At 45.9% G+C, this 26,985-nt stretch carries 21 protein-coding genes and 3 pseudogenes; 17 read left to right on the plus strand and 7 right to left on the minus strand.

What is annotated here, in order from left to right:
- The first annotated feature begins 24 nt into the window (after nucleotides 1–24).
- The 4 genes from A7975_RS04675 (at nucleotide 25) to A7975_RS04690 (ending at nucleotide 5,223) form a co-directional block, all read left to right on the plus strand.
- The gene (locus A7975_RS04675) at nucleotides 25–705 is read left to right on the plus strand and encodes a lysoplasmalogenase (RefSeq protein WP_065384302.1); all 681 of its coding nucleotides are present in this window, start codon (nucleotides 25–27) and stop codon (nucleotides 703–705) included.
- Nucleotides 680–1,210, plus strand: coding sequence for a GNAT family N-acetyltransferase (locus A7975_RS04680; RefSeq protein WP_065384303.1), 531 nt, complete (start codon nucleotides 680–682; stop codon nucleotides 1,208–1,210). The genes A7975_RS04675 and A7975_RS04680 overlap by 26 nt, the downstream gene beginning before the upstream one ends.
- Nucleotides 1,120–1,584 (plus strand): GNAT family N-acetyltransferase, encoded by a 465-nt coding sequence (locus A7975_RS33980; RefSeq protein WP_483295903.1) that lies wholly within the window; start codon nucleotides 1,120–1,122, stop codon nucleotides 1,582–1,584. The genes A7975_RS04680 and A7975_RS33980 overlap by 91 nt, the downstream gene beginning before the upstream one ends.
- A gap of 231 nt (nucleotides 1,585–1,815) precedes the next feature.
- The gene (locus A7975_RS04690; protein WP_065384305.1) at nucleotides 1,816–5,223 is read left to right on the plus strand and encodes an S-layer homology domain-containing protein; all 3,408 of its coding nucleotides are present in this window, start codon (nucleotides 1,816–1,818) and stop codon (nucleotides 5,221–5,223) included.
- Between the two features lie 166 nt (nucleotides 5,224–5,389).
- Here the strand turns inward: A7975_RS04690 and A7975_RS04695 are convergent, their stop codons facing one another.
- Complete coding sequence (locus A7975_RS04695) at nucleotides 5,390–6,775, minus strand: MFS transporter (protein ID WP_065384306.1); 1,386 nt, start codon at nucleotides 6,773–6,775, stop codon at nucleotides 5,390–5,392.
- Between the two features lie 112 nt (nucleotides 6,776–6,887).
- Here A7975_RS04695 and A7975_RS04700 point away from each other — a divergent pair, with 112 nt between their 5' ends.
- The 6 genes from A7975_RS04700 (at nucleotide 6,888) to ppsA (ending at nucleotide 14,267) form a co-directional block, all read left to right on the plus strand.
- Nucleotides 6,888–7,775, plus strand: a complete 888-nt coding sequence (locus A7975_RS04700; RefSeq protein WP_065384307.1) for a LysR family transcriptional regulator — start codon at nucleotides 6,888–6,890, stop codon at nucleotides 7,773–7,775.
- Nucleotides 7,776–8,134: 359 nt separating this feature from the next.
- On the plus strand, nucleotides 8,135–9,217 hold the full coding sequence (locus A7975_RS04705; RefSeq protein WP_065384308.1) for an NAD(P)H-dependent flavin oxidoreductase: 1,083 nt from the start codon (nucleotides 8,135–8,137) through the stop codon (nucleotides 9,215–9,217).
- 258 nt (nucleotides 9,218–9,475) lie between these two features.
- On the plus strand, nucleotides 9,476–9,958 hold the full coding sequence (locus tag A7975_RS04710) for a MarR family transcriptional regulator (protein ID WP_065384309.1): 483 nt from the start codon (nucleotides 9,476–9,478) through the stop codon (nucleotides 9,956–9,958).
- Between the two features lie 10 nt (nucleotides 9,959–9,968).
- Entirely contained in the window at nucleotides 9,969–10,553 is a 585-nt protein-coding gene (locus A7975_RS33480; protein WP_255314211.1) for a nitroreductase family protein, read from the plus strand.
- Nucleotides 10,554–10,569: 16 nt separating this feature from the next.
- Entirely contained in the window at nucleotides 10,570–11,055 is a 486-nt protein-coding gene (locus A7975_RS33485; protein ID WP_065384311.1) for a nitroreductase family protein, read from the plus strand.
- Nucleotides 11,056–11,672: 617 nt separating this feature from the next.
- Nucleotides 11,673–14,267: a phosphoenolpyruvate synthase gene (ppsA, locus tag A7975_RS04725; protein ID WP_065384312.1), complete on the plus strand. Its 2,595-nt coding sequence runs from the start codon at nucleotides 11,673–11,675 to the stop codon at nucleotides 14,265–14,267.
- A 116-nt stretch (nucleotides 14,268–14,383) separates the two neighbouring features.
- On the opposite strand, the gene spoVB is transcribed toward ppsA, so the two are convergent.
- On the minus strand, nucleotides 14,384–15,934 hold the full coding sequence (gene spoVB, locus A7975_RS04730) for a stage V sporulation protein B (RefSeq protein ID WP_065384313.1): 1,551 nt from the start codon (nucleotides 15,932–15,934) through the stop codon (nucleotides 14,384–14,386).
- Nucleotides 15,935–16,332: 398 nt separating this feature from the next.
- Here spoVB and A7975_RS04735 point away from each other — a divergent pair, with 398 nt between their 5' ends.
- On the plus strand, nucleotides 16,333–16,662 hold the full coding sequence (locus A7975_RS04735; protein WP_065384314.1) for a PadR family transcriptional regulator: 330 nt from the start codon (nucleotides 16,333–16,335) through the stop codon (nucleotides 16,660–16,662).
- Nucleotides 16,663–16,676: 14 nt separating this feature from the next.
- Complete coding sequence (locus tag A7975_RS04740; RefSeq protein ID WP_065384315.1) at nucleotides 16,677–17,543, plus strand: pentapeptide repeat-containing protein; 867 nt, start codon at nucleotides 16,677–16,679, stop codon at nucleotides 17,541–17,543.
- Between the two features lie 127 nt (nucleotides 17,544–17,670).
- Here the strand turns inward: A7975_RS04740 and A7975_RS32820 are convergent.
- The 3 genes and pseudogenes from A7975_RS32820 to A7975_RS04750 all read right to left on the minus strand — a co-directional run.
- A pseudogene (locus A7975_RS32820) lies at nucleotides 17,671–18,049 on the minus strand (spore germination protein); the annotation flags it as partial.
- 99 nt (nucleotides 18,050–18,148) lie between these two features.
- Complete coding sequence (locus A7975_RS04745) at nucleotides 18,149–18,976, minus strand: SDR family oxidoreductase (RefSeq protein WP_065384316.1); 828 nt, start codon at nucleotides 18,974–18,976, stop codon at nucleotides 18,149–18,151.
- Nucleotides 18,977–19,040: 64 nt separating this feature from the next.
- Nucleotides 19,041–19,487, minus strand: coding sequence for a MarR family winged helix-turn-helix transcriptional regulator (locus A7975_RS04750; protein ID WP_065384317.1), 447 nt, complete (start codon nucleotides 19,485–19,487; stop codon nucleotides 19,041–19,043).
- A gap of 542 nt (nucleotides 19,488–20,029) precedes the next feature.
- Here A7975_RS04750 and A7975_RS04755 point away from each other — a divergent pair.
- The 3 genes and pseudogenes from A7975_RS04755 (at nucleotide 20,030) to A7975_RS35335 (ending at nucleotide 23,065) form a co-directional block, all read left to right on the plus strand.
- Complete coding sequence (locus A7975_RS04755) at nucleotides 20,030–20,833, plus strand: GNAT family N-acetyltransferase (protein ID WP_065384318.1); 804 nt, start codon at nucleotides 20,030–20,032, stop codon at nucleotides 20,831–20,833.
- Nucleotides 20,834–21,556: 723 nt separating this feature from the next.
- Nucleotides 21,557–22,022: pseudogene (locus tag A7975_RS04765) on the plus strand (transposase); the annotation flags it as partial.
- 539 nt (nucleotides 22,023–22,561) lie between these two features.
- Nucleotides 22,562–23,065 (plus strand): VanZ family protein, encoded by a 504-nt coding sequence (locus tag A7975_RS35335; protein WP_065384320.1) that lies wholly within the window; start codon nucleotides 22,562–22,564, stop codon nucleotides 23,063–23,065.
- A gap of 386 nt (nucleotides 23,066–23,451) precedes the next feature.
- On the opposite strand, the gene map is transcribed toward A7975_RS35335, so the two are convergent.
- Complete coding sequence (map, locus tag A7975_RS04775; protein WP_065384321.1) at nucleotides 23,452–24,198, minus strand: type I methionyl aminopeptidase; 747 nt, start codon at nucleotides 24,196–24,198, stop codon at nucleotides 23,452–23,454.
- A gap of 7 nt (nucleotides 24,199–24,205) precedes the next feature.
- Nucleotides 24,206–24,511: a hypothetical protein gene (locus A7975_RS34670; RefSeq protein WP_255314170.1), complete on the minus strand. Its 306-nt coding sequence runs from the start codon at nucleotides 24,509–24,511 to the stop codon at nucleotides 24,206–24,208.
- Between the two features lie 120 nt (nucleotides 24,512–24,631).
- Here A7975_RS34670 and A7975_RS34675 point away from each other — a divergent pair, with 120 nt between their 5' ends.
- Together A7975_RS34675 and A7975_RS04785 are read left to right on the plus strand one after the other, a co-directional pair.
- Nucleotides 24,632–24,814: a hypothetical protein gene (locus A7975_RS34675; RefSeq protein ID WP_255314171.1), complete on the plus strand. Its 183-nt coding sequence runs from the start codon at nucleotides 24,632–24,634 to the stop codon at nucleotides 24,812–24,814.
- Between the two features lie 669 nt (nucleotides 24,815–25,483).
- Nucleotides 25,484–26,985 (plus strand): annotated as a pseudogene (locus A7975_RS04785) (alpha/beta hydrolase family protein).

Genomic DNA, 26,985 nt, shown 5'->3' on the forward strand with positions numbered 1-26,985 from the left:
CGACACTTAACAGGGGGTTCTGACATGTACCGAAAATTATTATTAGGCGCTGTTATTTTTTCAGGCGTAGCCTATCTTTTTGCCTTAGCGGGCGAAAATATGACGCTGCGTTGGATTTTTAAGCCGGGAACGATCGTTCTGATGATCGTGCTGGCAGCAACTATACGAAACATTGCCAAGCCCTATAAATATTTAATCATTACAGGATTATTCCTCTCGGCCATAGGCGATTGTTTCTTATTGCTAACAGGAAAGCAATGGTTTACGTATGGGTTGGTCGCATTCTTATTTGCCCATCTCGCATATGTCGCTGCTTTTGTGACTCGTTGGCGGTTTTCTCCCTTTCATTTGATTGCTCTAATTCCGATTGCGGCCTACTCCTTTTTGCTCTTAAGCAGGCTTCGCACAGGCATTCTTGCAGGAGGAAATACAGAATTATGGTTGCCTGTGTTAGTTTATGTCGTCGTCATTTCTATCATGATTTGGAGCGCTGTAATTAGTAGAAGATGGATTGCCGCAGCGGGCGCAATATTGTTCTTCATGTCCGATTCGCTGCTTGCTTGGAACATGTTTGTCATGTCGCTTTCATGGTCGGGATACGGGGTCATGATTTCCTATTACCTTGCTCAATTTTTGCTTACTGCCAGCATTGAAAGATCAAATAGGAGTGCGATCGCATATGATAACTACAATTCGTCCATATGAACAATCCGATAAGGCTGGAGTATGTAATCTGCTCAATCAAACGAGCAACGCGCCAATTGGCGAAGACATGTTTGAGATGCAGGAGGCGAGGGTGCGGACATATCCGTTTTTTAGAAGGATAATTTTGACTGTAAATAACGAAGTCGTAGGAATGGCGCAGCTTTTGCACGCTACAGGAATGACTCCGCAAGGCTTCTTAAGCCAAGCTATCATTGTTGACGCCTTACATCGTGAACAGGGTTACGGGCAGTTGCTGGAGGAGGCTCTCGCGCAATATGTTCATGAAGAATGCCCTATTGGATTGCAGACTGCCGTTCGGGACAACCATCCCGAGGCCCGCGCTTGGGCGGAGCACCGTGGTTTTACATTCAAATCGCACCAGTTCGAGTCCGTGCTGGATCGATCGACGCAGGTGTGCGGGCATCCGAAGCATATGGCATTACTTTCTGTACGTTTGAGCAATTTTCGCCTGAGGACGATATGGAGCGCTTGTATCGGGTGGTGAAGCAGCTCTCCGGTGACACGCCAGACTATCAAGGTGCGCTTGATTTTCCGTACGAGACGTTTGCCGCCATGGTCAGCCGGATGGACCCGCGATGTATATTTATCGCGATGTCTGGGGAAGAAATGACAGGAATGACTTGTCTTGTTCCACAAGGCAACGAGATGTACACGCTATTTACGGGAGTTGTCAAGGAATATCGAGGTAAAGGAATCGCGTACGCACTAAAGCTTCTGTCCATTCGATTCGCTCACGAGCACGGGGTGAAGCAGCTACGAACTAATAATCACTCTACCAACGCGCCTATGCTGGCCATAAACCGCAAGCTTGGTTACGTATCCCAGCCCGGTTACTGGATTCTGAAGCGGTTATTATAACAGGAGAATAAGTGCTGGGAAATCAATTGTAGATGCCCATACAACTTAAACTGCCCTATGAAGAGATCGTTCCATAAGGCTTAGACCAAAATAACCGGTTCCTTGCTAAAAGGAAATCGGTTTTTATCGTTTTCGTCGAAAAATGTATTTTTATGCATGTTTTTTTAACCAGTTTTAAACTTCCGCTGATAGATTGATAGAAAACTTAGAAAGAGATGAGGGAAAATAGTTATGTTTTCAGCTTGTGTGAATCACAACAGGATGCGCTATCGTCGCATCGCTATCATTTATGTGCTTTTGTCCGCGCTGCTCGCTATGTCCTGGGGCGCACCCATACAGGTGCTTGGCGCAGGTTCAGCATTCACGGATTTCAGCGTGGTGCCTGAAACAACCGCACTGTTCAGCGGTTATTCCTCAGGCGGAACCTATACGAAGGAAACGCCGACGTATCATTTTAAGATGACTACAGCGGAAGCCTTACAAGCGGGAGATACTATTGAAATCCTGCTGCCGTATGGTTTCAATTTCGTTGGAAATCCGAACGCCTTTGGGATATGGATAACTGACTTCAGTGTGCCTTCAAACAGCGTTGAGGTCAACGTTAACGGTTCAACGCTTTCTCTATTCGATTCCGTTAAAACGCAAAGATCGAACAGTTGGCAGCCGGTGATAGCCTTTCATTTGAGCCAGCCGGTACCTGCCGGGGGGACTGTCGACATAAAGCTGGCGAATTTCTTGATCACGCCGGATTATCATCATGTACCCGCTACAGCCTCGCAATTTGCGGCCAGCACCAGCTCGAATTCGGTTCTACGGACAGCGCTCAGCAATATTTACTTTCGCAGTGTAGTGAACTTTCGTCCGGATATGAGCACGTATGCGGCTGGAGCGAATGCGTCTTACCAATTCAAGTTTACGGTCATGCAGCAGATTATGCCTACGGATTGGATCACCCTGAAATTTCCCGCGGGCATTGCCTTACCTGCTTCAATGGACGCCTCCAAGGTAAAGATCGGCGGAGTACCTGTTGCTGCGGCGAATGTCGCCAGCGACAAGCTGCAGCTGCAGCCTAGCCAGCCGCTGACCAGCTATTCGGATGCGCTCATCACAATCGACGATTCTGCGTTGGTTGCCAATCCGGCAGTTCCCGGCTACTATGCGTTTGAAATATCCACCAGCGTCGATCAGCAGGCAGCATCGGGACGTTTCGGAATTATTCCGACAGGAGGGGCTTCATTAGCCGATAACCCGTATTCGGATAAGGGATATGTTGAGATCAATTACGACGGTAATTTGCGATTCCGGTTCACCAGCCCGACGATTCTGAAGGGAGGCGACACTGTTACGGTGACCAGTCCGGCTGGCACCGTACTAAGTGATACGGCCATCGCTGCCACTGATATTCATATCGAATCGGGCATGGGCCTGGAAATGGGTGGTTATTCGCCGGCTTCTGTTACCCGCTTGGCGGATAATCAGCTGCAATTCGAACTTCCACCGGAATATTATTTGATCCCGGATTACTCGCTCGTGTTCTTCATGCCAAACCGCTTCGTTCAGTATGGAGCATACGATATACAGGTGACGACCTCGCAGACCGTCAAGCCCAATACGGTGCCGCTTATGATTACGCCGGACACGGTACAGCAATTTACAATATTACCTGATAACCCGTGGGCTGGTGAGACGAATGTGCCCTATACATTCAGCCTTCAGCCTAACGAGCCCTTGGTTGCTGCCGATGACGATTTCATCACGCTGAACCTCCCGACGCAGTTAAAGGTACCTGTCATTTTGGATCCAATTACACATTCGGGGACGATCGATCCGAATCTGGTTCTAGTGAACGGGGTACCAGCAAAGGAAGCGATCTACACAAACAATTTTGGCATGTCCATCTTAAGGGTAACCGTGCCTCAAGATATCCCGCTGCTCGGGAAGACGGATATTGCAGTCAGCGGCAATGCCGGCTGGATGAATCCGGAGGAGGGAACGTACGCGTTCAGCGTATATCCGAAATACGCAAGCTCCAGCTCGGCATCGGCGTCGGTTCAGTACAAAAAGATCACCGGAATCAGTGCAGCTCCTCAGACCGTACAGCTCAAGCTCGGCGGCAAAGTCAGCCAACAGCTTAAAGTATTGGCGCAGCAGCCTGACAACAGCGTGTTGGATGTGACGGATGCTGTGTACAGGACGGCGTACATGAGCAGCGACAGCACGGTGGCTACCGTTACAGCCGACGGATTAATTGAGGCAAGGCAAGCAGGCACTTCCATTATCACGGTTACAAGCGGCATATATAGCGACACGGTGAGCGTGACTGTAGAGAAAGCGGACGTGGCGCCGCCAGCGACCGAGATCACAGCCATCACGGCAGCTCCGAGGTCGGTACAGCTACAGCTGGGCGACAAAGTCAGCCAACAGCTGACAGTCACAGCACAGCAGTCAAACAATAGCGTTAAAGATGTAACGGGTGCAGTCGATGGGACGACGTATCGGAGCAGTGACAGCACAGTGGCTTCAGTCACAGCCGCTGGATTAATCGAGGCTAAACAGGCAGGCATTGCTGTTATTACGGTGACAAATAACGCTCATAGCGACACGGTAAATGTTACGGTTAATCCGATCAATAGCGGACCTTCAACGCCCCCGTCTTCTTCCATTGGAACAACCGGAGCAGCGGAAGATCCGTTAAGCGTGGAGAAGGAGATCATCGCTTTACTAGGGGGGACGGTTACGCTTCCGGGTGTCGGGTCGGTTATGATTCCGCCGGAGGCGCTGCCGGTTGACGGTAAAGTTAAGATCGCCGTTCAAGCAAATCCATCTCCTAATCAATCGGAACGAGCGAATAGTAGCCGGTTTGTAGCTTTCACGAGCAGTACCGGATCGGTTTTAAACAAACCGATCCAGATTAGCTTGCAGTATAATAGCTCGTCAATAGCCCCCGAATTAAAACCTGCCGTCTATGAATACAATCGGACGATAGGCAAATGGTTATATGTAGGAGGCGTTGTCTCCGGCAATGGCACAGTGACTGTTGAAGTGAATAATTGGGGTATATTCGCGGTGTTCCCTGCTGAGCATCACGTTTTCAACGATATGAACGGCCATTGGTCAGCACAATATGTGGATCGTCTAGCTGGCAGAGATGTCGTACATGGCTTCGAGGACCATACATTCCGGCCGGATCAGTCAGTAACCCGGGCGCAGTTGGTCAAAATGATTGCCGATGCGCTGGCATTGAAAGCCTCAGGAACGCCAATCTATTTCGCCGACAGCGATCTTTTGCAGAACTGGGCTAAGGATGCCGTTGCGCGAGCGGTCGAAGAGGGTTTGATTCAAGGCTACCAAGAGAAAGGGAAATCATGGTTCAAGCCAAACCAGCCGCTGACGCGGGCTGAGCTCGCAGTCATTCTCGCCAGAGTGCTGGATCGAAATGCAGTCCATGCTACTAAAGGAGAAGTGGCATTTACGGATCAAAAAGACATTCCAAAATGGGCTCAGCCTGCCGTGATTGCTGTATCCCGTGCAAATATCGTAAGCGGCTACCCCGATGGGTCGTTCCGCCAGGGAGGTTATGTGACGAGAGCCGAAGCGGCAAAGATGATCTATATGCTGCTCGAGTCGCTTCATGCCTAGGTAAAATGCACAAGCAAGAATAAACATGAGCAATAGTATGAGTAGGGCAGGCGAATGAGTCCCATTTTGCCTGTCCTATTTTGTTCAAGAAATCTGTCAATGGAGCTTGAGCAATCAGGTTTTTTTAAATGAATGAAAAGAGATTGTAGATTTGATCTTGGCGAACTTACGACTTCTGCAATTGCCCTGAATCCCGGTGCCGCCGACTCATGAATACCAAAGACAATGCAATAACCGTGAGGATAATCCCTAGCACTTGAAATCCCTCGAAGCTGAACTTACCTCCCATTACGATACCGATCAGCAAGGAAGAGAGTATGGTTCCCAGATATCTCGATGTATTAAATAATCCGGATGCAACACCGATGATTGCTTTTGGGGAACTTTGGAACAAGGTTGCTTGCATGCCTACATTGTTCAATCCGTTGCTTATACCGAATGCAGCCAAAGCCAAACACACGCTAATAACCGGTGAAGTTTGATTAAATGTCACGAGCCAAACTGAACCAAATGTCATCAGAATTGCAGATACCAGCAATGCTGGTCGGGGTCCTGATTTATCGATCCATCGTCCGGCTATTGGAGAAGCAATTAGCGAGCACAAGCCTAAGCTTAGCATGAGAATCCCGGTTTGGAATTCGCTGACATGACGTACCGTCTGCAAGTAGGACGGAAGCCCGAAAAAGAGCGAGTAATAAAGGACGTTAACGAGCATGAATTCCACATTAACCCAAATCATGGCGGGATATTTGGCGAAAGTGCGTAAAGGAATAAAGGGTGACGCCGTTTTTAACTCGTGTCGTACGAATGCCCCCAGGGAAGCAACGCCTATCAGCCCGACAATGATATTTACTAACGAGATATGCCCAGCTGATTTTGCGGAGAGCACTCCAACGAGCAGGGCAACCAGACCCACTGCGAAGAGAAGGATCCCTATTGCATCAATCAAATTAAACCACATGCGAAAGGACATGTTGCGCACACCGGATGTCGGCGGTTCGTCCTTAGGTATCGTCCTCCAACATAAGAGAAAGCTAGTCACTACGAACGGAATATTGACGAAAAAGATAGCAGGCCAATTCCACCAATGAATCAAAATCCCGCCTATAAAGGGACCAATTGCTGCCGCTCCCGATAGAAAAATGGACAAAACAGACAGCGCAATCGCTTGTTTCTCCGTAATATGAATGCGAACGATAGCCATTCCAACCCCGACCATCATGCTCGTGCCGATGGATTGCACGATACGGAACACGATGAGCCACACGAAGTTTGGAGATAATGGGGCTAATAAAGACGCAATGAAGGCTACAACAAGCCCCGTAAGAAATATTTTCCTACGACCGAATAAATCGCTTGCTTTTCCCATGACAGGCTGAGCGATGCTGCTTGCAATGTAGAATGAAAAAATAATCCAAGAAACACCCGTAAAGTCAAGTTGGAACCCATTTTGCAGTCTTGGAATAGCAACGGAAACCATCGAAGAATTTAATGGGTTCAATAGTATTCCAAGACCAACTGAAATCATTAACCACCAGCTGCGAGCACTCATTTTTTGTCCCCCCAAAACGTATTAATGCCATCGTACTTGAATCCCTTTATTTATTCCAACGCATTTTATGTTATGATTTCATTGACTTGAAGGAATGAATGGAGGCAGTGAAATGGAACTTCTTCAACTGCAATATTTTCTCGCGGTAGCTCGTTTGGAGCATGTGACCGAAGCTGCACGAAATCTGCATGTTACACAATCGTCACTAAGCAAAACGATTCAACGCTTGGAGGAGGATCTAGGGGTCCCTTTATTCGATCGAATAGGGAGGAAGCTGCGGTTGAATGAGTTTGGAAGCAGATTCCTTCGCCGTGCAGAGAGGGCTTTGTTTGAACTGGAACAGGGGAAGCAGGAGCTAAGCGATTTGTCCAGTCCCGAGCATGGCACACTCGAATTAGCGGTGACTACCGCAAGCACACTACCTAACATTCTTCGAGTGTTTCGGAAAAAGCGTCCTTATATCCATTTTCATGTGCAAATGCTGACTTTGCAGGAAATGGTTACGCTTCTTGATCGAGGAGAGGTTGATTTTTGCTTGTCCTCACCTCCTATAGCAGGGGATGACATTGAATGTGAAATCGTGTTTATCGACCCCATCCTTGTAGCCGTTCCAAAGGGGCATCGGCTGGCAGAGCGAAGCAGCGTATCCTTGGCAGAGCTAAAGGATGAATGGTTTGTCGGTGTGAAGAGCGGCTATGGTACTCGCGATTTAATTGATTCTGTATGCAAATCGGTTGGATTTGTACCTAATTATGTGTATGAGGGGGATGAGCCTGCAAGGCTCAGCGCTCTTGTGGAAGCCGAAATTGGCATAGCCTTCATACCAAGCACGGCAAGAAATTCAAGGGAACAGATCAAATATCTCCAAGTAGAGAATCACGAATTGGTACGGGAGATAGCTTTGTTATGGCATAGAAGTCGGTACATATCGCGGGCTGCAATGGAATTCCGCGAGGTCGTTGTAGAATTTTTTGGAGCGATGTCCGAACAGACCATCTAATCAGATTAAATAAAATATCGGATAACGAGAGCATGTTTTGTAAATTACCCGCAGTTAATGCGGGCTTTCTTTTTTATCGGTAAAGACTCTTGTCAATAGCCAATTGCCGATTCTTTCACACGTTCATAGAGCTTCTGTATTCGCTGGTTCAGAAAAAGCTAACGATATAGCAGGTTTGACATGCTATCTACTAAAAGGTAGAATGACAACATGACCAAACCAAGAAATACTTCTGAGCTGATCTTACATACGGCTCAAGCGATTGTTCAGCAATTTGGCTATAACGGATTCAGCTACGCATACTTTGCAGATTGAAAAAATCGCAGTTATCTATAGGAATGAGTAAAAAGAGGTGAACAATGACGATGAAGCTTTCGACTGATCTTTGCCAAATATTTAACATTCGTTACCCGATTTTCTTGGCTGGCATGGCGGGTGGACCCGGAACAGCAGCGTTAGCTGCGTCCGTATCCAATGCCGGCGGGCTTGGGACGCTGGGAGCTGCCTACATGGATCCAGAAACGCTTCGAAACTCGATTCGGGAAATTCGCGAGTTAACGAGTGCACCCTTCGGCGTGAATCTATTTGCTACACGCACTCCTGACGACAATACGAGAATCGAAGAAGCTCAACGGGAACTCAACGCTATGAGAGACATATTGGGATTGCCACACACAAAGGGAGAAGCCTTACTGACACCGGATTTATTCGAGCAGCAATTCTCCGTTGTACTGGAAGAAAATGTACCGGTTATCAGCACCGCATTTGGTGTTCTTCCCAAACCTATGATGGAGCAATCCAAAGCTGCAGGTATGCAAGTTGTCACTATGGTGACTACAGTTGATGAAGCGATTATTGCCGAACAGGCCGGATGTGACGCCATTGTGGCTCAGGGCAGCGAAGCTGGAGGGCACCGCGGGACATTTGATATATCCGATCGTCCAATGGGCGCTAATATCGGCACGATGGCCTTAGTGCCGCAAATTGTAGATCGAGTTCGTATTCCCGTAATCGCGGCTGGCGGGATTATGGATGGGCGTGGTCTGGTCGCTGCACTTGCACTTGGCGCACAGGGGGTTCAGATGGGGACACGCTTCCTAACAGCGAAAGAATCTGGAGCCCATGCCGCATATCAGCAAAAACTGCTCGCTAGTACGGAGGAGAGTACGGTTATTACCCATGTGTTTTCGGGTCGTCCCGCCAGAGGGGTAACAAACGAATTTATCAAACGCTGGGACAAAAGCGGGTTAGAGCCTCTTCCGTTTCCTACTCAAAATACAGCGACACGAGATATTAGAAATGCTTCAGCTAAACAAAATAATCCCGAATTTATGTCTTTGTGGGCAGGACAAGGCCTGCGGATGCTAACATCTGGCCAAAGCGCGGAGTCTATCATTCAGGAAACGATCGATCAGGCGCAAAAAATTGTTCAACCACGTTAATTGAACGTTTTAATTAGTAGCAGTCCAATCCTATTGGACTGCTATTTTTTAATTCAAAGTGCCCATTTGACTCAATAAAGGAACAATGCCGCCGAGAAAAGATTCGTCAAGACTCCACGTTGCACGGACATAGTTGATAATCAGTATCATCTGTGATATATTGTTAACAAGTAAACAATATTATCTTAATTTCCCGATTACGTTCTATTATTTTAATAGATTTTTATTATTTATAAGTAAACAAAGGGCGGTTGAAGGATGAGCACAGAAGAACGAACCAAACAGCTGCTATATGAGCAGTATATCCGGTTTTTTCATGTCTATGAGGATCATAAGGACAAGGAAATCGAACATTTTCTCAGTATCGCCCAAAGGGAAGCCTTCGAGAATTTCCCCCTGAATTTGACCGCGGTTCATATGATTGATTGCATCGGTCGGCATGAGCCGATTAACAATTCGGGGATTGCTGAGGCAATGAATTTGTCTAAGGCGAGTATTACCAAGATCGGCAACAAGCTATTGGAGGAAGGGTTCGTCAAACGGACGCAAATGAATGACAACAAGAAGGAAAGTTATTTCCGGTTGTCGCAGCAAGGCAAAAAAATCTTCGATCTGCATGAACGCCTTCATGAGCTTGAAGCTGAACGCTTCTACCGTTTTTTGAACAAATATTCGGAAGTGGAATTGAAGGTCATCCATAAATTTCTTCAGGATGCTAGTATTGACATCGAATCCAGATGAACCAAAGGAGGTGAAGGGGTTGAATTTGACTCAGTTGATCAGGGAACGCAGAAGTATCCGAAAATGTAATTCCAAGCCGGTGGAACAAGAGCTGGTAGTTGAATTACTCAGCAGCGCAGCCCGGCTGCAACCGTCCATAGACACTGGATCTTGGCGCGTAGTCTATTCCGGCACTCCCGAAGCAAACAAACGGCTAGTCGATTATATGTTTGCACAGATATCCCAGAGCAAGCTCGGTAAGCTGATTCCGGGAAAACTAGCGGATGTATTTAAAAAGAGATTCACCGATATTCCCGGCCATGTAATTGTCATGTCCACAGTTGGTCCGGACCGTCTGAGCGACGACCGTAATTATTCGGCCGTCTGCGCGATGATGCAAAGCTTTCAGTTGCTGGGCTGGGAACGCGGCTTAGGCATGCTATGGGATACGGAGTCCATGATTCAGCATGAGGGTTTCTTCAAAGGAATTGGTTTGCGTGAGGATGAAAGATTCGTAGGCATTCTCCATTTAGGGTACTACGACAAAGCACCTAAGAGCCGCAAAAGAACGCCGGCCGAGCAGAAGTGGACCGTATTTCAGGGATATGCCACATAAAGGGGAGGCTGTAAAAATGAAATTATCCGACTTGTGCGAAGAAATGAACAAACCGATACATTTTTTAGATCGCCCGGTGCCGCAGCAGCTGATACTGGAGCTCCTTAATCATGCCGTATGGGCGCCGAACGATGGGCTCCGTGAGCCATGGCGGTTTATTTTTGCTGACAACCTGCATGGGGGAAATTTGCAAGGGTTGCAAGAACCCGCTCCAGCCTATCTGCTAGTAGTGATGAGGGAAGAGGCAGACCGCTATAAGCAGGACGAGGACTTTGCAGCCGTCAACTGCCTGATCCAAAATTTCCGTTTGCTAGCCTACGAGCAGGGCCTCGGTATGCACTGCACCCTGCATGACTGGATGTATGACCGAAGCCGTGCAGAAACTTTTGGGGTACTGGGCAACGAGCGTATCGCTGCGGTATTGGAATTGGGGTACAGCGAGGCTCACTCGGAAGGGAAATCTGAGGCTTCTGAGATCCAACTGCGGTTCGAGCTGCTGTAGGGCGATGCGCGTATCAGAGGACAAGAACATATATATTATGAACCGCGTAAATCGCGGTTTTTTTGTTTTAGGGATATAGGTTTCTTGACCAAAACAGTTGAAGAAATCTTCAACATAACGGATAACAAGTGAGTAAGGTATGGCGGTGGGAAGTGCCGTTTTTTCCTGCGAATGCTGCGGCGATGCCGGAATCCGAATCGCTTATCACGGGAAGCCGGTAGGAGAGCATGATTTTAAAAACATTAACCTGGATCTCGTTGAGCACGTTTTTAGCTCTATTTTTTGCGATCTTCATTTTCATGCTGCAGGGAGTAATCCCAGCTGCTCAAAATCATCTTTCACTTTCATCCGCCGGTTATAAAAGGCTAATGAAGTGACGGAGCTCGGCTCGAACCATGGTTTTTGATATGACTAATGATAGCGGAAAATCAAAAAAGAACCTGATTCGTTTTACCAGGTTCTTCTATATTGCATATAAAAAATCACGATGATATAATCAGATTGCGACTTAGTCAATTCAAAAAGACATAAATGATGCATCTTACATTTTTATTGTAACATCCCCGTAAGCTCCTGTCAAATGTTTTTCTCAATTTAATGGTTAGGAGAGATATGGAATGCGTTCATTGGTTCTCGGTTTTCAGGAAATGGAAAAAACGCAGCTTTTGCTCGTTGGCGGTAAAGGGTTAAATTTAGGGGAATTATCAAAAATGGAAGGAATACAAGTTCCAGAAGGATTTTGTGTTACAACAGTGGGATTCCAAAAAGTCATCGAACAAAACGAAACGTATCATGCTTTATTGGATCGTCTCACATTGCTAAAAGCAGAAGATCGAGATCAAATTGGTGAAATCAGCAGGAAGATTCGACAAATCATTATGGAAGCAGAAATGCCTTCCGATGTTGCTAAGGCAGTTACTCACTATCTCTCCCAGTTTGGTGATGAGCATGCTTATGCAGTGCGTTCTAGCGCGACTGCTGAAGATTTACCACATGCCTCTTTCGCTGGTCAGCAAGACACCTATTTGAATATCATTGGCAAGGAAGCAATCATGCAGCATATCAGCAAATGCTGGGCTTCCCTATTTACGGATCGCGCCGTAATCTACCGTATGCAAAATGGATTTGACCACAGTCAAGTTTATTTATCCGTTATCGTTCAAAGGATGGTTTTCCCACAGGCTTCAGGGATTGTATTTACAGCTGATCCGATCACTTCCAACCGAAAGCTGCTATCAATCGATGCCAGTTTTGGACTTGGGGAAGCGCTGGTCTCTGGCTTGGTATCTGCCGATTGTTATCAAGTACAGGAAGGGGAAATCGTCAATAAGAGGATAGCAGCCAAAAAATTGGCTATCTATGGACTAAAAGAAGGCGGAACAGTGACCACGCAGATCGATCCTGATCAGCAAAAGACTCAAACGCTTACTGATCAACAAATTTTACAACTGGCACGCATCGGAAGACAGATCGAAGGTTATTTCGGCCACCCTCAGGACATCGAATGGTGTTTGGCAGATGATACATTTTATATCGTCCAGAGTCGGCCAATCACTACTTTATACCCGATCCCTGAAGCGAATGATCAAGAAAATCACGTTTATGTATCTGTCGGCCATCAACAAATGATGACCGATCCCATAAAACCATTGGGTTTGTCTTTTTACCTGTTAATCACTCCTGCACCCATGCGTAAAGCCGGTGGAAGGTTGTTTGTTGATGTTGCACCTAGGCTGGCTACACCTGTCGGCCGGGAAGCTTTAATAAATGCCCTGGGATCCGATCCGCTTATAAAAGGCGCACTCATGACCATAATAGAGCGGGATTTTATAAAATTGTTACCAAATGATCAAACAGCACCGATTCCGAGCAGAAGTATTACAGATATGCTGGCACAATTCGGGAATGATCCGACAATCGTTTCTGATTTAATTAAGCGTAGTCAAGCATCGATAGAAGAGTTAAAACAAAACATCCAAGCGAAATCGGGAACGGATTTGTTTGATTTTATTTTGGAAGATATCCAGCAATTAAAGAAAATCTTATTTGACCCACAAAGCTCGGCTGTGTTTATGGCTGCTATGAATGCTACATCATGGATCAATGAAAACATGAACGAGTGGTTAGGCGAAAAAAACGCAGCATTTACACTTTCTCAATCTGTACCCAACAATATTACTTCGGAAATGGGTCTAGCGTTATTGGATGTCGCGGATGTGATTCGCCCTTATCCAGAAGTGATTGCTTATTTGCAGCATGCGAAAGAAGATAACTTTCTTGATGAACTGGTTAAGTTTGATGGAGGAAGGGAAACCCAAGACGCTATCTATGATTATCTCAGCAAATACGGAATGCGATGTACCGGAGAAATCGATATTACGAAAACTCGTTGGAGTGAAAAACCAATTACACTTGTCCCCATCATTCTTGGCAACATCAAGAACTTTGAGCCTGATGCCGGCAATCGAAAATTTGAGCAAGGACGCCAGGAAGCTTTGGAAAAAGAACAAGAGTTAATAGATCGGTTGAAGCAATTGCCGGATGGTGAACAAAAAGCCAAAGAAGCAAAACGAATGATCGACATCATCCGGAACTTCATCGGCTACAGGGAATATCCAAAATACGGCATGGTTAGTCGCTACTTCGTTTATAAGCAGGCTTTACTGAAAGAAGCCGAACAACTCTTTCAAGAAGGCGTTATCCATGACAAAGAAGATATATACTATCTCACTTTTGAAGAACTTCACGAAGTCATACGCACAAACAAACTTGATGATCAGATCATCAAGAAACGGATAGGGGATTACAAATTTTATGGAAAACTAACTCCCCCGCGTGTCATCACGTCTGATGGTGAAATCATTGCGGGCGAGTACAAACGAGAAAATTTGCCAGCAAATGCGATTGCAGGTTTACCTGTTTCTTCTGGAGTGATAGAAGGCAGAGCGCGTGTCATTTTAAATATGGAAAAAGCCGATCTAGATGATGGAGATATATTAGTCACCCCCTTTACAGACCCTGGCTGGACACCATTATTTGTATCCATAAAAGGACTAGTCACAGAAGTTGGCGGACTGATGACCCATGGAGCAGTTATCGCACGTGAATATGGGTTGCCAGCAGTTGTCGGAGTGGAGAATGCTACCAAACGGATAAAAGATGGGCAGCGAATTCGCGTGCATGGAACAGAAGGGTATGTCGAAATATTGTAATGGCTGAATACGTCAACCAACCCCCAAGTCAATCTATTTTGATTGGGGGTTGATAATGGTTAATTACAAAATAAGAATTAATTCTTCAAATTAATGTAGAAAGCAAACAACAATTGTTACCACGGAATCGAGAACCTCTGGAGCGTGCTTTTCCAATTCAACGTACCCGTTAATACGAGTGTAATGAAATAAATGAGCGAGGACCAGACAATTGAAACGATTACGCTCCATAACAGCGGTAAGCCTTGGACGGTTAGATAGTCAAAGGTCCAGTGCCCGCAAATCGCCATCAGCATCATACAGATCCCAACCTTGATATAAGGACGAATGCTCCAGTAAAATCCGATCGAGCCTGAGATCGAAAAGAAGTTTAACAGTGTTTGCATGACGATTCCGACGCCGATGCCGTACGCAATGCCGATAATGCCGAATTGGCTGCCGAACACGAAGATCGAGACAGCTTTGAAAACCGTTGCTGCCACGTAGTTCCACAGTGTCGCTTTCGCTCGGCCGAGACCGAGCAGGATCGCGTGCAGCGGTGCGTCGAAATAGTGCAAAAAGAACACCGGCGCCAATATTTTGAGCAGCAATCCTGCTTCTGGCGCGTTGTATACAAGCGTCGTAAGTGGTGTTGCCCACTCGAATAAAATGACGGTCGCCGGCGCGCCGATCAGAAGTCCCAAGCTTAACGCCTGATTCATCCTCTCATGCATAAGAAGACTGTTCTTGTTCGCCGCTGCCTCTCCAATCGCAGGAATAAGAGCGGTGGACAAGGACTGCGTAATAAAGCTTGGCATGAACAGCAGCGGAAACACATAGCCGGCCAGCAGGCCGAATTGCTTCGTGGCTAACACTGTGCCGATGCCGGCCAGCGCCAGGCTGGATGTAATGAGTAACGGTTGGAAGGTGCTGTATAACGAATGAATAACGCCGTGCCCGGTAGTCGGCAAACCGATCTGCAGCAGCTCTCCGAGTGTGCTTCTTCCTTGCTTCATGTGGCTTGCCCATGTCTCGCCCGGCATCTTTGATTCACCGTACAGTTTGTAGCTTGCCACGAGAAATAAGAGGCTGATCGCTTCGCTGACGACAGATGCAGCCATTGCACCCGCAGCCGCATACGCGATGCCGTAAGGCAGCAATAGGTGTACCAATGCAAGGACACAGGCGATTTGCACCGTATGCTCGAGCACATCGGAGGTGGCGATGGTCTTCATCTGCTGCATGCCGCGGAAGTATCCTTTTAACACCGCAGAGACAGCGACAATCGGAGCGATCGGCGTAATCGCGAGCATCGCATAATAGGCGCGTTGATCGCTCAGCAGGATGGATGCGATCCATTCGGATCCTAGTAGTGAAATGAACGTAAGCGCTATGCTCAAAATGCCGGTGACGGCTAGCGACACATGCAGGATACGCCTCACTTTCAATCGTTCGCCTCGAGCGTTTGCCTCCGCGACCAGCTTTGAAATGGCCACTGGCAATCCAAGCTCCGTAATCGTAATGACGAGAGGGACGAGCGGATGCGCCATCATCAACAGGCCGATTCCCTCCGCGCCCAGTACACGCGCAATATACATACCGCTGATAAAGCCGAGAATGCGGTTGATGAAAGCTGCGACAGACAAGACTAGCGTTCCTCTCATGAACGTTTGCCCGTGTTGCACCATGGCTGTTTTCCTCCTGTTTATATAATACTTAAATATGTATTCAACATTCGGAAAAGCATGCGAACGAGCTGGTGTCAGATTCTTTTATAAACAAGCATAGTTAGGCAACGGCGCGGCTTTAGCGGTAGATTCACACGCCGTGCTCCTCCGTAAGAAGTATTCCTTTGAAGCCTTTTCACTTCAATACATCCGCGCGGAGGGATTTGACTCTCACAAGCTCATTTTTCCATTTTGGGATGTCCGAAGCTTTGATTGAATGGCTGAAGATGATTATTCGACGTCCGAGTGATGGTTATTTTTGAGAGAGATCACGAATTTTACAGAAAAAGAGTTTTGGTTCGATAAGTACCTTGACAGTCATAGTAGTATATCGTATTATACAGTTGCGGGGTGATTAAATGAGCGAGAACAAAATTACATCTGACCTGCTGCGCGGACATACCGATACGATGATATTGCGACTCTTATCTGAAGCAGATCGCTATGGGTACGAAATTGTCAAGTTGATTGCAGAGCGCTCAGGCGGTGATTATGAATTAAAAGAAGCTACCATGTATTCCAGTGTTCGGCGACTTGAGGCGGACGGTGATATCGAGTGGTATTGGGGTGACGAATCGCAAGGCGGCCGGCGCAAATACTTTAGAATAACCGAAAAGGGCAGAGAAAGTTACGCCCGAAACAAAAACAATTGGGAGTACGCAAAACGTGTGCTTGAAAATTTATTATAAGGAGAGTGCATTTTATGAATGAAAAATTGACTAACTATCTGAAAGGTGTGTTCGCACCGTACGATGGGGTGAAAAGCGTCGAGGAATTAAAAACGGATCTGCTCTACGATCTGCAGGAGCGGTTCCGTGAGCTCAAAGAAGAGGGAAAGGACGATGAGACAGCGTTCGAGATGACCATCGATAGCATTGGTGACATCGAGCAAACGGTACAAGAGGTTGCTAACCTCTCCCGCTCGCTGGAGCGGCAGGTGGTAACAAACTTTAGCGCAAGCAATCTAGCTAAGAGTGACTTTGCTGGTGTTATTGCGCATAAAGGAAAGTTTTCAGGGAGCGCCCTTAGACGATCCAACTTTTCGGGCGCAGACTTGACCGGAAGCACGTTTGCGAGCAGCGATGTACGAGAAGCTAATTTTGACGGCTCAAACCTCACCGACTGCAATATTTCTGCCAATGACCTTACGGATTCGAGCTTCCATAAGTCTATTCTTGTACGTACCAACATCAGCAAGTCGGGCCTAGACGGAGCAAAATTCATGGATGTAAAGCTAACAGACGTCAAGTTAACCATGACCGACCTTAGAAAAACAATCTTTGATAGATGTGTCTTTAACGGAGTGGAATTCAAATATTCGGATCTGCGAGGGCAGCGATTTGACGGGCAGACCTTTATCGGGGTGAAGTTTGACAAGTCGGCGCTGAACGAAGTTTCGTTTAAAGGCGCGATACTCAAAAATGTTTCGTTCATTTCTGGCTTTACTTTGACTAAGAAATATTACCGTGCTATCAAAACCATCAGCTTTGATGGCGCGATGATGGATAAGTTGACCTATGCCGCCCTTAAAGGCATGGATGCCGATTTGTCAAAAGTTACAGTTATATAAAGATAGATCATTTTCCTAGATGAGTCGACCACCGGCCTTGGCCCCTAGGCTCGTAAATAGGGGACTCCAAATGACTCCGGATTCGTAAGGTGAGGAATAAAGATGCCATAGTAACTCCATATAATCCGATTAGTGCCCCAACGATACTGACTGCTGAACCCAACCGGCCTTGGCATTCTTATTCCAGCCTCGCGTAAGCCTTCAAATAAAAATTTCTTCAAAAATGCTTCAATGACCGCCGGAAAGGGAACCCCCTTCACGAGCAGATGTAATGCTGAGCAAAAAATTAGTAGGTAACAGTTGTGGATGAAACGTCGTGATTGCAACATAAATAGAAGGCAAGGACAGTGAAATTATAACCAATAGCATTCGTAACCAGCGGATGAGGGTAGCGCAACAATATCCGGACGTTCGGTGTTCTGGACTTGCGGGAATAACGTGAACGGGTGATCTTCTATGAACTCCTCAAAAAAATTACTACCAAGCACGTTATCGATTAAAATTTGGTGGCTTGGCCGAGATTGAACAAAACTGAGGCGTTCCGTACGGATGGAGAAGGTGACGGACTAGCACGCCATTGAAATCTACCGATAGGATCGTCCTGTCTAATCGTTCAAGTTTTTCATAGAAATGAATGTTTTTATGCTTTCTTTGAGTGTTATGACCGGGCGTCCAAGTATCCGTTCCAGATCATTTGAGATCGATGAAGTATCGATCTTGCTTAAAAAACCGTAAATCCAATTTTGGATCTGCGGGTCTTGTTCCAAAGTGATGGTCTTACCTGAAAGATCAGATAAAGCGGCGGCCAAATCTCCAAAGGTCCATGGTCTGGATGTTGTGAACTCGTAAGTTTTGTTTCTATGGCCGGGTTCGGATAGGACGGCTGCGCAGGCGGCAGCGATATCAAGACGCGTCACCGAATTAAACTTCCAATCTCCAGGGAATATGCTAAGCTTACCCTTCTTAATAGCCGCATTTAAATCGAGAACTTCCACAAAATCAGTGTACAAAGCATTCCGTAAAAAAGTAAAGGGAATTCCCGCGGCACGAATCGCATGTTCTGTTGCCAGGTGCAAATGAACGGGCGAACTCGATCCATTCTCAGGAAATGCAAAACTGGTGTAAAGTATATGTTCCGCTTTCGATTTTTTCGCCGCTTCCATTACATGGGCATGTTGGCGTAAGCGTATGGTATCATCGTGATGCGAGCTTGAAATCAATACCAGCTGGGAGGCTCCTACGAATGCTTGTTCAAGTGACTCGGGTTGGTCGTAATCGCAAAGACGGACTGAAATCCCTTGCTCCTCAAAGGGTTTTCCAGATTCGAGACGGCGAACGCAAGCAATGATTTGATTCGGCGGAACTTTTTGAAGGAGTTGTTTGATGATTAAATTGCCTAACTTGCCATTGGCCCCTGTAATAACAATCGACATTGAATAACATCCTTCCAGTAAGTGGTTTTAGTTAAGGACTTAACTAAATGAACAAATAGATGCGTTATGCCATTTTTAACTTATTTAATAAGAAAAGGAGTTGATTCAATTCCTGCTCTTCCAGCACTTGCATTTTTTCCTTAATTTCTTGCCGGTTTCCGGGTAAATGCTGCAACAAGAAACTTTGGCCTTCACTTGTAACAGAAACAACCCACTTTCTTCCATCTGTGGGGTGAGAGGCTCGATCAATGAATCCTTCATTTTCCAATGGGCTGAGCAACAGACTAATATTCGATTTTGTTACTCCGATTTTTTTTGCGAGCGTCGAGGGAGATATCGTGCCGCCTTCCTTCATTATTTCTACTAAAATTCGTATTCTTGCTCCATTTAGTCCTTTGATTTGCCAGTATTTTTCCGAGACGTCGACTAGCTTGGCCGTTGTTCCTACCAGTGCGAAGAAAACAAGGTTAGGCAGTGGTAAATCAAGTACGTAATCCTGAAGGTCCATCATAGTGTCACCTCACAGATTCAATATAGTTAAGTGCTTAACTAAAATAAATTTACTAAAGCTTATGAAGATTGTCAAATTTATATGACGACATCATCGAGATCGTACGCACCGAAGCAGCCGCAACGTAAGTACCTATTTCTAGAACTTTCCGTGCCAAGCGAAATAAACAAGCCTCAGTTTGCCCCAGCCGCCAATGCAATTAAAAAAATGAAAGAGAGGTACTGAAAATACAAATTAACTTAGAACCGTCACAAGCTTTTCTAATGGCTGTACGTGAAGCAATGCGTACGGTTTTGTTGTCAATGCCTGCATTTTTTCGTGGGACAGGTTTACCTAATGTGAGATGTTAGTTAAATGTAGCCCTATAAACGATGAAAGGAGCTGCCGCGGCAGCTCCTTTTACATCAGAGAGGGGGACAGGTGAAGCTGATAGGCTTTAAGCTGACGCAAAAAGAAAATGTAAAATATCGTTCAAAATTACCCTTTAAGTCTATTCATTTTATTTATTAAAATAGAAATATATAGATTGAGAGGTGTCTCAAATGATTTCCCATCGCTTGCTTACTTACGATACCATTTTTGAATTAATACCGCACATTAACGCAGAACAGAATTTGCTTTTTTATAGTTATTTAACTCAACGCAAGGAGAAGGCTCAATATATTTGCCAATTTATTAATAGCCAGCTTACTGCTGTATTAGCTTATCTTAGCGATTATTCCTTTCCTGCCTTTTCTTTCTTTCGAGTTGAAGAGCTGGACATCTATTTTCCAGAACTAATTGCTTTTACAAGAGAAACGATCAAACTTGACGAAGATGCTGTTTGCGGCACGATACTCTGTCAACGGGACCTTGAACTTTTTCAATCCTTCGGTCTCATCAAAGGGCTACCTCAGCGTTTTTTAACTATGAAGCATCAGAATGAATCGAAACTCCTTGAATCTCAAATTGCAAAAAAAATAAGTGAAAATGAATATTCTAAGGTGATTGATTTTTTACATAGTGGTGAAATGAGGTTTTTTACGAGGAGTGAGTTAGAGAATTGTCCTTTTCTTGGAATTAAGGAAGGGGAAGAATTCATAGCTGTGGGCGGCTACCATTTTTATGACTCTCAGCTTGTAGAGCTTGGGAACATCATTACCAGGTTAGATTACAGAGGAAGAGGATTAGCTAAGCTCCTAACAAGTGAATTGACACGCCTCGGTAAAAAACGTTCACCAGATGTCTATCTTGGCGTATTGGCAAATAACTTGCCTGCTGTTCGCGTATATGAAGGCTTGGGGTATGAAACAACAATGGAACTTTCCATTGTCAATTTTACTTTATCTAGTAGACAAATTACTTGAAATTCTTATTGAGTTAACGGGGAACGATAGTTGAACATCGAAAGGGCTGCCATATGGTAGCCTTTATTGCATAATTGGTAGACGACGGATCAACAATTACGAAAAATGACGACTGACAAATTGGCTGTCGTTTAATTATGATCGAACAGCCTTTCACATATTCCATCTAGTCTCACATTGCTTACATTTTAGCGTAACCTTTTATCGCAGATTTCGTCTAAATTATTACATATTCAGGATTCATAAACGAGGTGAGCTAATAATAGAATGAAAAAACGAATTTTACTTTTTGTTGGTATTATTGTGTTCATGGCAATTATCGGATGTATTACATTGCATAATTTTGCTAAAGGCCTAGGCGAAAGTTACCATCAAATGGGTTAATGGGAAAAGAGGACCTACAAATCCTGGCGTTAAGCTAATGGGCAGCATTCCTATTATGAAGAAATACGAGGTTTGAGAAACAAAAAGACTCCTTGGTATGATGTATGTGGGTCCCAGATGCTGGCCAGCGACCGGATCCAAATACAAACCAAGGAGACTACAAAATGAATTCTACTCAAAATGATCTCATTAATCAAATCACTTCTTCTACCCTAATTGTCGGTGTAGACATAGCAAAGTTCAAACATGTGGCACGAGCGCAAGACTACCGCGGAGTCGAGTTCGGAAAGTCCATTACCTTTGAAAATAACCGAGAAGGCTTTGAACGATTTGTTAGTNAAAGCTTGATGAACTCCTGGAGCAAATCCCGCATGTGAAGCCATTACTAGCCATTAAAGGTATTGGTCGGGATAGCATAGCTGGTTTTCTCGCTGAAGTTGGAGATATTGAGCGCTACCGGCATCCGAAACAGATCATCAAACTCGCAGGGTTGAACCTCAAAGAAAACACAAGTGGTAAACACAAGGGACAGACAAAGATCACGAAGCGCGGACGAAAGCGACTAAGAGCGCTGCTATTTCGCGTCATGATGCCACTTGTGGCAAAGAATCGTGCATTTAAAGCCCTGCATCAATATTACACAAAGCGGTCAAACAACCCATTGAAAAAGATGCAGTCGCTCATTGCGCTTTGCGGTAAGTTGATACGAATTCTCTTTGGTGTCCTGAAGAAGGGACATCCGTTTCGTGAAGAAAAAATGTTGCGGGATATACCCCGGTTTACGGTCATGTCTTTAGCAGCTTAGGGTTCACGATTTTTCAAAGAAGCCGAACGTAATAACACCGTTACAGACAAGTGAAGCACGAATGAGTCGGAACAACACTAACATACGGACGAAGATCCTACCGGGCAGCAATATCCGACCTCCACCTCATGGACAGGTTGAATGAAGAAATTTGGGAGCGTAGACTCTGTGAGACATGGGAGGGTTGACCGCCATGAGTCAAAGTGGAGATCCAAGAGTTCGACCATATATCCCCATAATGTCCATTTTTTAAAACGAGTGGTCTGGGTGGAGGTGTTTTTGCGCTTTTTTTGCCCCATATTTATCATCTTCTACAACCTTATCCCATCTAATAGTTGTCTTGTGCGAAAGGAAAATGTTCATAATCTAAGAAAACAAACGTATTTAAGAGAAAAATGATTCTCCATAGAGGGAGTTTAGTGCAACTTCAATTACATTTAAAGCGTCTTAATTTCAGACTCTCCATTTATAGAAAATGGGGATTTTCTCAAATCGAACTAAGTTAGGTTTAAAAATGGAAAGTGAGTACTGGGTCATTAATGAATATAATTGATAAACAATTTACGATATTAAGAGTAGTTTTTTTAATCACTTTTCTAGTTTATTTACTTTTATTATTAAAAGTCATATGGTTTAAAGTTGCATCTCCATTTACCATGATGGATTATCTCGTTAATTTTAATTTGAAGGATTTCAAACGCACCCTAACTTTAAGTAGTAACTTTGTGCCTTTTAAAACGATATCAAGTTATGTTTTTCATACGTCAAACCATAATATTGTTATCAGGAATGTTGTAGGTAATGTTTTCCTTTTTATTCCCTTTGGATTTCTGTTGCCAGTGATTGCAGGGAGGAATCTAAACTTTGTTCAAGTTATTATTTTTTCTTTCTTATTTAGCTTATTTCTTGAACTCATTCAATTGTTTTCTCGAATAGGCAGCTTTGATGTTGATGATATATTGTTAAACACTCTCGGGGCAATACTAGGTTTTTTTATACTGGATGTCATCACCAAAGTAATAAGTCATAAAGCAAGAAACTGAACTAACTTGTCCAGTCACAGTAAGGTTAACGGGCAGATAACGCAATGGACCGCAGTCGAAATAAAGGACAGAATTGCTCGACTAACGACACTCATGGCCATCATGCGGGAGACCTAGTATTGCATCATCTGGCCCGGTTATCGTCCGAGTCAGCCGGCAATTCCGATTTTGTCGTGGTTGACAGGAGATGAATTCGTCGTACCGGCTTGTTATCGCGTCCAGTCGAGCGCCTCATCATGACCCTTGAGGATACGCTGTCCGCAAACCCGCTTCAACTCCTTGGGCTCTATAAGAGAGCGGATGAACGCATGTATCGGATGAAGAAAGATGCTACACCGAATACGAAAAAAGAGGTCGACCATTTCGTTGGTCGGCCTCTAATTATTCTATTGCGCGGTCAGGATTTGTGGACCTTCAGCGGTGATGGCGATCGTATGCTCGTATTGGGCTGCGAGCTTGCGGTCCAGCGTCCGGGCGGTCCAGCCGTCCGGATCGATTGTCATGTAGTAGGTGCCTTCGGTGATCATAGGCTCGATCGTGAACACCATGCCTTCCTTGATGCGGAGGCCATTGCCGGGCTTTCCGATATGTATATAGTTCGGTGCCTCGTGCAGGTCCCGACCGATGCCATGGGCGAGAAGGTCGCGCACGACACCGAAGCCATTCGATTCGGCATGCCGCTGGATCGCGCTCGTCACGTCGCCGAGCCGATTGCCGGGCTGCGCCTGCGCGATGCCGAGGTCAAGGCATTCCTTCGTGACGCGCATCAGCTTCTCGGCCGTCGGCGAGATCTTCCCGACCGCATAGCTCCAGGCTGAATCGCCGAGCCAACCGTCGAGCTCCGCGACCGTGTCGATCGTCACGATATCGCCTTCTTCAAGTGGCTTGTCTGTAGGGAAGCCATGTGCGATCACGTCGTTGACGGAGGCACAGGTCGCATATTGATAGCCCTTGTAGCCCTTCGTATATGGCTTGGCGCCGTGCTTCAAAATAATGTCCTCGAATATGCGCTCAATCTCGTTCGTCGTGATGCCCGGCTTGATGAGCGGGGCGATCGTGCGATGGCATTCGGCCACCACTTGGCATGCCTTACGGATGGCCTCGATTTCATGCCTACTTTTTAAAATGACCATGTTTGTATCAGGACTCCTTCGTAATAGCTTGCATCGCGAGCTGGGCGATTCGATCTACGTCCAGCTCGGAAGTGCTCGCATAGTAGTGTTGCCCGCAACAGCCGACCAGCACGGCAAGCATATAGTCGACGCTGTCGTCTTCGCGTTGGGCGATCGATTGAAGCGGAACGTACAGCCGTTCCATGAATCGTCTCTTGACGGGGGACCGATCCTTCTCAGGCAAGCCTGCATAATGTTCCGCCGCCATTTTGTAGACGAGATATGCGCGGGCATCCGACTGCCACAGCCGGAGCAGCACCTTGCAATACGTCAATAGCTGCCTGTTATCCGGGGTGCCGCGGCTGATGTTCGCCCATTCTGCCAGGACTTGCTCGCATCGCTCGAAGCCGCTGCCCAGCACATCTTCTATTAGTAAATGCCGGTTGGGGTAATAATGGTAAACCGTGCCGTAACCGAGCTCGGCCTCGCGGGCGACGTCGCGAATATCGAAGCTGCCGCCCGTGCGGAAGTAGGCGCGCGCTGCGCAGATCAGGATCTGTTCTCTGCGCTGTATGCGTATAAGCTCATTTTGTTCTTTGGTACGGGGGCACATGGGCGCGTGAACCTCCTTTTATAGACCTGCAAATTTGTCAATATAAAGAGTGTAACGCATGGGGCGGAGAAATGCAATGTGTTGCCGCTACTAGTAGCCGTTTATCCGCTCGCTAATCCAGTCTTTAGAACGGCCTCGTCTCGTTGAAAGCAATTCTTTCATTTTGGCGTGAAGGGTTTCTTCGTCCGTTTGCAGAACCGGATATGAAGTTGGATATTCACTTAGAAAACGAAGGGAAATGCTCGAGTACATACTCCTTATTTGTGTAGATTCACCGGCAGCCCCTACGAATTCTGCTTGTCGCTCCATAGCATCGGTTATTATAAGGGATCTGGTGTCCCGACCAGCCTCAATCATGGTCATGACAAGTAGGGGTGAACACTATAGCACTCGGGACCAAGTCCCACGGGCAGTTACGTTCGACCAGGCTACCTTAATCCTCTGTGTAAATGAAAAAAGGATCACCAGAAAGAACTGGTTGATCACATAATACGAACGGGCAGTTTACCGGGGTGGATAAGAAAAGGGTGCCGCAAGATCAGTCTCACTAATGGTTACCACTTCATGGTTACGTGCTTAGTAAGCATCTTACAAAAATGTAAGGTAGATGTAAGGTAAATCGATAGCTTAGGCCAGTCAGGCAGGATAATATTGGAACAAACAAAAACAGAATTTTTTAAAAGGAGAATCGAGATGAGACTGTTTGAACTGTTGCTTTTTTTGTCAAACATCGGCTTGTTTGCATTAACGGTCCTATTAAAAAAAGGACGGCGTAGAATTCCAGTATTCGTTGCAAGCGGGATCGCCACACTTTTACTGGTCATTCATTGGACGGTGGAAGGATACAGAGTTCAGCTGTTTTTCCCATATTTCATAACAGTCATTTTTTTAGCCATTTCAGGTTATAGCTATTTTAAAAAAACGGCCCAAAAAAAATCCCACGATTCATTTGGGGTTCAGCTAATACCGCTTTAGCGATAATGTTGGTCGTAACAGCGGGTCTCATGTATGCTTTTCCTGTATATAAACTACCTGAACCGACAGGCGAATTTAAGGTAGGAACGCAAACTTTTCATTTCGTGGATACAAAGAGGGAAGAGATTTTCGACGAGGCCAGAGATGGTAAGAGAGAACTGATGGTTCAGGTGTGGTATCCGGCACAAGGTGGCACCGGCAAGTATGTCCCCTTTATTCCCGATACCCAGATTTTACGCTATATGGCCGCGAACTATGGCCTTCCCGGGTTTACTTTTCAACACCTGAAATACGTGTCCAGTCATGCTTATTTGGGGGCCGAAGTTTCTTCGGCACAGACTTCATACCCGCTGATCCTTGCGAATCCCGGGTTCGGCTCTTCCAGGTTCCTCCATACGTCGCAAGCCGAAAATCTCGCGAGTCACGGATATATCGTGGCAGTGATCGACCACACCTACAATACATTTGCAACCGAGTTTCCGGACGGTCGAATCACGACCAGCACAACCAACGACTTATTCTCGCCCGACCATGATTACCGGACGGAAAGCGGAAATCGCGACAAGTTGGGAAAAGTTTTAACCGCCGATGTGGCGTTTACGCTGGACCAATTCGAGCTCATCCAATCGGGGCAGATTCCAAGTCATCTAAAAGGGAGGATTGATCTCGGCCATGTCGGGGTGTTCGGTCATTCTATCGGCGGAGCGACGGCCTATGACGCTTCTTACGATCCGCGGATCGCGGTTGGAATAGACTTAGATGGAGGGCTCTATCGACTGCGTGAAAGAGAGGGTCTGCGTAAGCCGTTTTTGTTCATGAACTCGGAAAGCGAATTCGAAAGGTTAAAAATGGTGATGGATAACCATGTGTACACGGATGCAGAGCTTAACCGTATGGGCAACACAAGAGAGTGGATGGATCAAGTAACGGAAGATAAAAAGGTAGAGCTTGAACGGATGCGCGAAACGGTTGCCGCAGGGGGGCAATTCCTCTATATCGAAAATACGGAGCATTTGAATTTTACCGACGTACAGTTCATTTCTCCGATTTTCAAAATGCTGGGTGTTACAGGAAAGATTGCGCCCCAAAGAGAGAACTCCGTTATCAATGCCTATATGCTGGATTTCTTCGATATGTATCTAAAAAATCAAGGCGGAATCTTAATGAAAGGACCGGATAGCCGCTTTCCGGAGGTGAAGTTCGTAACCTCGCTATTATAA

Origin of the sequence: Bacillus sp. FJAT-26390 (assembly GCF_001682865.1) — a bacterium.
Classification (GTDB): Bacteria; Bacillota; Bacilli; order Paenibacillales; family Paenibacillaceae; genus Pristimantibacillus.

Bases quoted from the DNA above. Each gene is read 5' to 3' on its own strand.
- A7975_RS04675 (WP_065384302.1), top strand. From the start codon at position 25: ATGTACCGAAAATTATTATTAGGCGCTGTTATTTTTTCAGGCGTAGCC.
- A7975_RS04680 (WP_065384303.1), top strand. From the start codon at position 680: ATGATAACTACAATTCGTCCATATGAACAATCCGATAAGGCTGGAGTA.
- A7975_RS04690 (WP_065384305.1), top strand. From the start codon at position 1,816: ATGTTTTCAGCTTGTGTGAATCACAACAGGATGCGCTATCGTCGCATC.
- A7975_RS04695 (WP_065384306.1), bottom strand. From the start codon at position 6,775: ATGAGTGCTCGCAGCTGGTGGTTAATGATTTCAGTTGGTCTTGGAATA.
- A7975_RS04700 (WP_065384307.1), top strand. From the start codon at position 6,888: ATGGAACTTCTTCAACTGCAATATTTTCTCGCGGTAGCTCGTTTGGAG.
- A7975_RS04705 (WP_065384308.1), top strand. From the start codon at position 8,135: ATGACGATGAAGCTTTCGACTGATCTTTGCCAAATATTTAACATTCGT.
- A7975_RS04710 (WP_065384309.1), top strand. From the start codon at position 9,476: ATGAGCACAGAAGAACGAACCAAACAGCTGCTATATGAGCAGTATATC.
- A7975_RS33485 (WP_065384311.1), top strand. From the start codon at position 10,570: ATGAAATTATCCGACTTGTGCGAAGAAATGAACAAACCGATACATTTT.
- ppsA (WP_065384312.1), top strand. From the start codon at position 11,673: ATGCGTTCATTGGTTCTCGGTTTTCAGGAAATGGAAAAAACGCAGCTT.
- spoVB (WP_065384313.1), bottom strand. From the start codon at position 15,934: ATGGTGCAACACGGGCAAACGTTCATGAGAGGAACGCTAGTCTTGTCT.
- A7975_RS04735 (WP_065384314.1), top strand. From the start codon at position 16,333: ATGAGCGAGAACAAAATTACATCTGACCTGCTGCGCGGACATACCGAT.
- A7975_RS04740 (WP_065384315.1), top strand. From the start codon at position 16,677: ATGAATGAAAAATTGACTAACTATCTGAAAGGTGTGTTCGCACCGTAC.
- A7975_RS04745 (WP_065384316.1), bottom strand. From the start codon at position 18,976: ATGTCGATTGTTATTACAGGGGCCAATGGCAAGTTAGGCAATTTAATC.
- A7975_RS04750 (WP_065384317.1), bottom strand. From the start codon at position 19,487: ATGATGGACCTTCAGGATTACGTACTTGATTTACCACTGCCTAACCTT.
- A7975_RS04755 (WP_065384318.1), top strand. From the start codon at position 20,030: ATGATTTCCCATCGCTTGCTTACTTACGATACCATTTTTGAATTAATA.
- A7975_RS35335 (WP_065384320.1), top strand. From the start codon at position 22,562: ATGAATATAATTGATAAACAATTTACGATATTAAGAGTAGTTTTTTTA.
- map (WP_065384321.1), bottom strand. From the start codon at position 24,198: ATGGTCATTTTAAAAAGTAGGCATGAAATCGAGGCCATCCGTAAGGCA.
- A7975_RS34675 (WP_255314171.1), top strand. From the start codon at position 24,632: ATGGTAAACCGTGCCGTAACCGAGCTCGGCCTCGCGGGCGACGTCGCG.